Source organism: Pseudomonas capeferrum, from assembly GCF_013523055.1.
Lineage (GTDB): Bacteria > Pseudomonadota > Gammaproteobacteria > Pseudomonadales > Pseudomonadaceae > Aquipseudomonas > Aquipseudomonas capeferrum_A.
The window spans coordinates 1-397 of the sequence record NZ_JAAMQM010000074.1 but is presented as its reverse complement, the minus strand read 5'-3'; the positions used below and the strand labels follow the sequence as shown (position 1 = coordinate 397).

General features: G+C 62.2%; 1 protein-coding gene. It reads left to right on the top strand.

Annotation, left to right across the window (positions count from 1 at the left end; translation table 11 throughout):
- Positions 1-397 (top strand): immunoglobulin-like domain-containing protein (locus tag G7009_RS27355; protein WP_181133383.1); only part of this gene is annotated, 397 nt, incomplete at both ends.

Below are 397 nucleotides of genomic sequence, written 5' to 3'. Positions count from 1 at the left end.
TGCAGCTGGGTGGCTCCGCCACCGTGCAGATCGCCGACACCATCAACGATGTCGTGGCGACCCTGACCGCTGACAAGACCACCGTCACCGAAGGCGGTCAGATCACCTACACCGTGACCCTGAGCAATGCCCAAGGCCTGCCAGTCACCGGCCATGCGGGCCTGACGTTCACCCTCACCGATGGCACCACGATCACCATCCCGAGCGGCAGTACCGCCGGCACCGCCACCATCACTGCCAACGATGACGTGTATGTCGGTGGCCAGCCGACCATTGCCCAGACCATCACCGGTGTAACTGGTGATGCGGTCTTCGAGAACCTGATCACTGCTGGCAGCACCAACACAGTCGTCACTGACGAAACCGGTACGCCGAACAATCCAGGGACTCCAGGTAC